7 protein-coding genes and 1 pseudogene are annotated in these 4,645 nt (G+C 33.4%); 6 read left to right on the top strand and 2 right to left on the bottom strand.

The genetic code is table 11. The features are described from left to right. The 5 genes and pseudogenes from ACIQ2Z_RS12595 to ACIQ2Z_RS12575 form a co-directional block, all read left to right on the top strand. Positions 1-189 (top strand): annotated as a pseudogene (locus tag ACIQ2Z_RS12595) (hypothetical protein); the annotation flags it as partial. A 282-nt stretch (positions 190-471) separates the two neighbouring features. Beyond that, on the top strand, positions 472-807 hold the full coding sequence (locus ACIQ2Z_RS12590; RefSeq protein ID WP_396184517.1) for a nucleotidyltransferase family protein: 336 nt from the start codon (positions 472-474) through the stop codon (positions 805-807). Next, on the top strand, positions 776-1,105 hold the full coding sequence (locus tag ACIQ2Z_RS12585) for a DUF86 domain-containing protein (RefSeq protein ID WP_396184516.1): 330 nt from the start codon (positions 776-778) through the stop codon (positions 1,103-1,105). The genes ACIQ2Z_RS12590 and ACIQ2Z_RS12585 overlap by 32 nt, the downstream gene beginning before the upstream one ends. A gap of 181 nt (positions 1,106-1,286) precedes the next feature. After that, positions 1,287-1,628, top strand: coding sequence for a type II toxin-antitoxin system RelE/ParE family toxin (locus ACIQ2Z_RS12580; protein ID WP_396184515.1), 342 nt, complete (start codon positions 1,287-1,289; stop codon positions 1,626-1,628). Positions 1,629-1,630: 2 nt separating this feature from the next. Beyond that, positions 1,631-1,921 (top strand): helix-turn-helix domain-containing protein, encoded by a 291-nt coding sequence (locus ACIQ2Z_RS12575; RefSeq protein ID WP_396184513.1) that lies wholly within the window; start codon positions 1,631-1,633, stop codon positions 1,919-1,921. Positions 1,922-2,028: 107 nt separating this feature from the next. On the opposite strand, the gene ACIQ2Z_RS12570 is transcribed toward ACIQ2Z_RS12575, so the two are convergent. Next, on the bottom strand, positions 2,029-3,492 hold the full coding sequence (locus ACIQ2Z_RS12570; RefSeq protein WP_396184512.1) for an aminoacyl-histidine dipeptidase: 1,464 nt from the start codon (positions 3,490-3,492) through the stop codon (positions 2,029-2,031). Positions 3,493-3,622: 130 nt separating this feature from the next. Then, positions 3,623-3,925 carry a (2Fe-2S) ferredoxin domain-containing protein gene (locus ACIQ2Z_RS12565; RefSeq protein WP_396184518.1) on the bottom strand — a complete coding sequence of 101 codons (303 nt, stop codon included), beginning with the start codon at positions 3,923-3,925 and terminating at the stop codon, positions 3,623-3,625. An 88-nt stretch (positions 3,926-4,013) separates the two neighbouring features. Here ACIQ2Z_RS12565 and ACIQ2Z_RS12560 point away from each other — a divergent pair. Continuing rightward, positions 4,014-4,645, top strand: a 632-nt coding sequence (locus ACIQ2Z_RS12560) for a DUF3810 family protein (protein WP_396184511.1), incomplete at its 3' end; no start/stop codon positions are given.

The raw sequence follows: 4,645 nt of genomic DNA, 5'->3' as shown, positions 1-4,645 counted from the left end.
AATAAGAAAAAAAATAAAGACAAGTTGTTTAAAGGCCTTGAAGCTGTAGTAGCTCAACTTTGTACTTTTGATAACATCCCAAATGTGATGGATTGTACGTCATTGTTCAACCACCAGCGGCAAACACCAAAAAACACTAAACGAGATTTTTTTACCACAGAAGAAGTAGGTTCATTGCCGATTACTTAAATGCCAACCGCTAATTCGAAAATAAAGGAATGAATAGTTACTAAAAATTACAACTTCTTCACCGTAATATGCTCCAATAGCTCCAACACAAACTTCCAATATTTTTGTGCCTATGAAATCAAAGCTTACAACAGTGGGCTTTTGATTTGGGAATAGATAGCTAGCAGTATTTCTTTATATTTGGGAGACAAAATTCAAATTGCTAATAGGGAGATAGACAATTTAAGAGTAAGTTTTTTTTTAATGCTAAAGTTATTCTATAATATTTATTAACTTAGCATAATGAATTTGAAAGAGTCAATACAAAGAAAATTAGGCGAGTTTTTATCATTATGTAAAAGTCATAATGTGAGAAGTATATATGCCTTTGGTTCATCTGTGAATAATAATTTCAATGATGAAACCAGTGACTTTGATTTATTGATTGAAATTGAAAGTGAGGATCCAATTGTTCGGGGAGAAAACCTTATGAGTATATGGGATAAATTTGAAGAACTATTTCAAAGAAAAGTAGATTTACTTACGAATTCCTCTATCCGTAATCCAGTTTTAAAACGAAGTATTGATTCAACAAAAATCTTAATTTATGATGGAAAAGAGCAAAAAGTATCTATCTGATATTTTAATGGCGATTGAATTAATTGAGGAATTCACTGTTGGAATCAATAATTTCAATCTTTACGAAAAAGACCGAAAAACACAAAGTGCTGTTGAAAGACAATTGGCAATAATTGGTGAAGCCTTAAATCAACTTAGAAAAAATGAACCAACTATTCTGATTGAAAATGATAAACAAATTATTGCTTTTCGAAATCGACTTATTCATGCCTACGATAGTTTAGATAATTCCATAATTTGGGCAATAATCAACAGAAATATAAAAAGCTTAAAAATCGAAATACAAAATCTTGTTTAAAATTAAGTCGGTTTTTCATTCCGAATCGGGATTTACTATATCTTCTATATTTTTACTTCATCACTTAAATATTCTCCAAAATTTCCAACACAAACTTCCACTATTTTTGTGCCGATGAAACGTAACAGAAAAAAGTATAAAACAATTTGGCAATTAGTAACTTTTAAGTTACCTTTGAATAATGAAAGTCCGTGAAGTTGTAGCCTACGAGAATCATTTTGAAGAATTTCTTCTTGAACAGACTATAAAAGTGCAAGACAAAATTTTTAAAACAATTGAAGCAATTGAAACGTTAGAAAGAGTTCCTTCTAATTATTTAAAATCTATGGAAAGAACAAATGGACTTTATGAGGCAAGAATTAAATTGGGTTCAAATATTTGGCGTGTCTTTTGCTTTTTTGACCATGGAAAACTTGTGATTTTATTGAATGGATTTCAAAAGAAAACACAAAAAACACCCAAAAGTGAAATTGAAAAAGCATTGAAATTAATGACTAAATACTATTCAGAAAAAACAAAATAACTATGGAAACTAAGAGCTGGAAAGAAATAAAAAATAATGTTTACGGCGAAAAAGGAACTGAAAGACGAGATGAACTTGAAAGAGAATTTCAAGGTTTCAAGATTGGTATTCTATTAAAAAAAGCCCGTGAAGAAAAACAATTGACACAATCTGAATTAGGTGATTTAGTAGACAAAAAAAGAGAATATATTTCGAGAATTGAAAATAATGGAAGTAACTTAACCCTAAAAACTTTGTACGATATTGTGGAGAAAGGACTTGGCGGAAAGGTAAAAATTCAAATCGAATTGTAAAAAAGAGCTTCATTAAGTTTGATTTTAGAGCTGGCTCATAGCTATCTGAACTGTCAAAAACCTAAAAATCCCGACTTTCATCGGGATTTCATCTATATTCTATATTCTTACTTCTTCACCGGAATATGCTCCAATATCTCCAACACAAACTTCCAATATTTTTGTGCCGAAGAAATCGAGGCTCGTTCATCGGGTGAGTGAGCTCCATGAATCGTTGGTCCAAACGAAATCATATCCATATTGGGGTAATTGGTTCCTAATATTCCACATTCCAAACCGGCATGACAGGCCACAACGCTTGGTTTATTTCCGTTTTGCTTTTCATAAATCGAAACCAATACATCTAGAATTGGTGAGTTCACATTGGGTGTCCAACCCGGGTAACTTCCTCCAAAAGTGACTTCGCATCCCATCAATTCAAAGGCAGAACGCAAGGCATTCGCCAAATCAAATTTGGAAGTTTCAACCGATGAACGCGTCAAACATTGCACGGTTATAGTTCCTTCTTTTACAGTGACTTTTGCAATATTATTGGAGGTTTCCACCAAATCTTCCATGTCGGCACTCATGCGATACACGCCGTTATGAGCCGCATAAATCGCACGAATCAAACCTTCTTGAACACCTAAATCCATTACTTTTTTAGGCAGTTCGGTTTCGGTAATTTCAATGGTTAAATTCGGCTCCGTCGTTTTAAATTCGGTTTTGATCGCAGCAATTACTTCTTGCATATCCAATTGAAAAGCTCCTTCAAAAATGGCAGAAATAATCACTTTAGCCACACTTTCTCTTGGAATAGCATTGCGTAAACTTCCGCCGTTGATTTCAACAATTTGCAAACCAAAATTTTCAAAACCGTCAAATAATAAACGGTTCATAATTTTATTGGCATTTCCTAATCCTTTGTGAATGTCCATTCCTGAATGTCCGCCTTTCAAACCTTTTACGGTAATTGTAAATGCCAACGAGTTTTCAGGCGTTTCTTCTTCCTTATAACTTCTGGTTGCGGTAACATCTACGCCTCCGGCACAACCGATATCAATTTCATCATCTTCTTCTGTATCTAAATTCAATAAGATTTCTCCATTTAAAAGTCCGCCTTTTAAACCCATGGCTCCCGTCATTCCGGTTTCTTCGTCAATGGTAAAAAGTGCTTCAATGGCGGGATGCGGAATATCTTTACTTTCCAAAATCGCCATAATAGTCGCAACACCCAAACCGTTGTCGGCTCCAAGTGTCGTTCCTTTGGCACGAACCCAATCGCCGTCCACGTACATTTCGATTCCTTGTGTATCAAAATCAAAATTGGTATCGTTGTTTTTTTGATGAACCATGTCTAAATGCGATTGCATCACGATGGTTTTTCTGTTTTCTAAACCTGCAGTGGCCGGTTTTTTGATGATGACGTTTCCTACTTCATCTTTAATGGTTTCCAAGCCTAATTGTTTTCCGAAATCCATCATAAAAGCAATGACACGTTCCTCTTTTTTTGACGGACGAGGAACAGCGTTTAAGTCGGCAAATTTATTCCAAAGTGCTTTGGGTTCGAGGGTTCTGATTTCTTGGTTCATTTTTTTAAGGTGCTAAGGTTCTGAGGTACTAAGGCTCTAAGGTTTTTTAGTGTTGCAAAGTTACAAAGAAATTGAACCAATAAAAGAACTGGGAAATGTAAAGTTTTTATAAAATGAGGAAAAATAAAATTTAAGCGATATGCTTTTCGAAGAGTTTTTTGGCGTCTTTTGTAGATACTTTGCCTACACATTCATTTTTATGAACACATAAAACTGGAGCTTGTTTACACATGCCTTGGCATTTCATTTTTTCAAAGGCAACCGTTTCTTTCAATCCATTGTCTTTGACCAAGTCTTTTAGACAATCTTTGATTTCTTTGTTGTATTTACAGCATTTTTTGCCGTCGCAGAAATAAATTACTTTTTCAGACTTTTTTGCTTTTCCCATGATTGAAAAATGATGACACAAATGTAAAATATTATTCTTATTTATTCTAAATAAAGAAGTTAAAAAAATTTAAATTCCAATAAATAAATTCCAAAATCCAATTGAAACCAAATCGTTATATTTACGCTTACGAATGATTCAGAAAAAACACATACTTCCGGTTCTTCTTTTAATACAAATCATTGTATTGAAAATTGCTTCCCTTTTTCCAAAATTTATCGAAAAGTATTACAGCAACGGATTGTATCCAATAATCTCAAAAATTTCCAGAACCACTTTTGGATTTACGGCTATTTCCATTGGAGATCTTATTTACGGCATCGTTTTATTTTTGGTTTTCAGATGGTTTTGGAACGTTCGAAAAACATGGAAAATGGCTTGGAAAGATAATTTGCTGAAAATTGCAAGTTTTGCTTCCGTATTTTATTTTCTGTTTCATTTGTTGTGGGCAACTAATTATCATCGTATTCCGATGTACGAAAAACTGGCAATTGACAAAGAATATTCCACACAAGAATTAGAAGCTTTTACCATAAAATTGATTGAAAAAACCAATGCTATCCACCAACAAATTACGAAAAATGATTCTGTAAAAGTGGTTGTTCCCTATGCTACTCAGGAAATTTTTGATTTAAGTGTTAAAAGTTATGAATCAATTCAGAAAGAATTTCCTTTTCTACTGTATGAAAAACCCAGCATTAAACCTTCGTTAATTAGTGTTCCTTTGAGTTATATGGGATTTGGCGGTTATTTGAATCCGTTTAC

The sequence above is a fragment of the Flavobacterium sp. genome, assembly GCF_044361015.1.
Classification (GTDB): domain Bacteria; phylum Bacteroidota; class Bacteroidia; order Flavobacteriales; family Flavobacteriaceae; genus Flavobacterium.
The sequence above is the reverse complement of the archived record's forward strand: the minus strand, read 5'-3'. Positions and strand labels throughout refer to the sequence as shown.

Bases quoted from the DNA above. Each gene is read 5' to 3' on its own strand.
- ACIQ2Z_RS12590 (WP_396184517.1), top strand. From the start codon at position 472: ATGAATTTGAAAGAGTCAATACAAAGAAAATTAGGCGAGTTTTTATCA.
- ACIQ2Z_RS12585 (WP_396184516.1), top strand. From the start codon at position 776: ATGATGGAAAAGAGCAAAAAGTATCTATCTGATATTTTAATGGCGATT.
- ACIQ2Z_RS12580 (WP_396184515.1), top strand. From the start codon at position 1,287: ATGAAAGTCCGTGAAGTTGTAGCCTACGAGAATCATTTTGAAGAATTT.
- ACIQ2Z_RS12575 (WP_396184513.1), top strand. From the start codon at position 1,631: ATGGAAACTAAGAGCTGGAAAGAAATAAAAAATAATGTTTACGGCGAA.
- ACIQ2Z_RS12570 (WP_396184512.1), bottom strand. From the start codon at position 3,492: ATGAACCAAGAAATCAGAACCCTCGAACCCAAAGCACTTTGGAATAAA.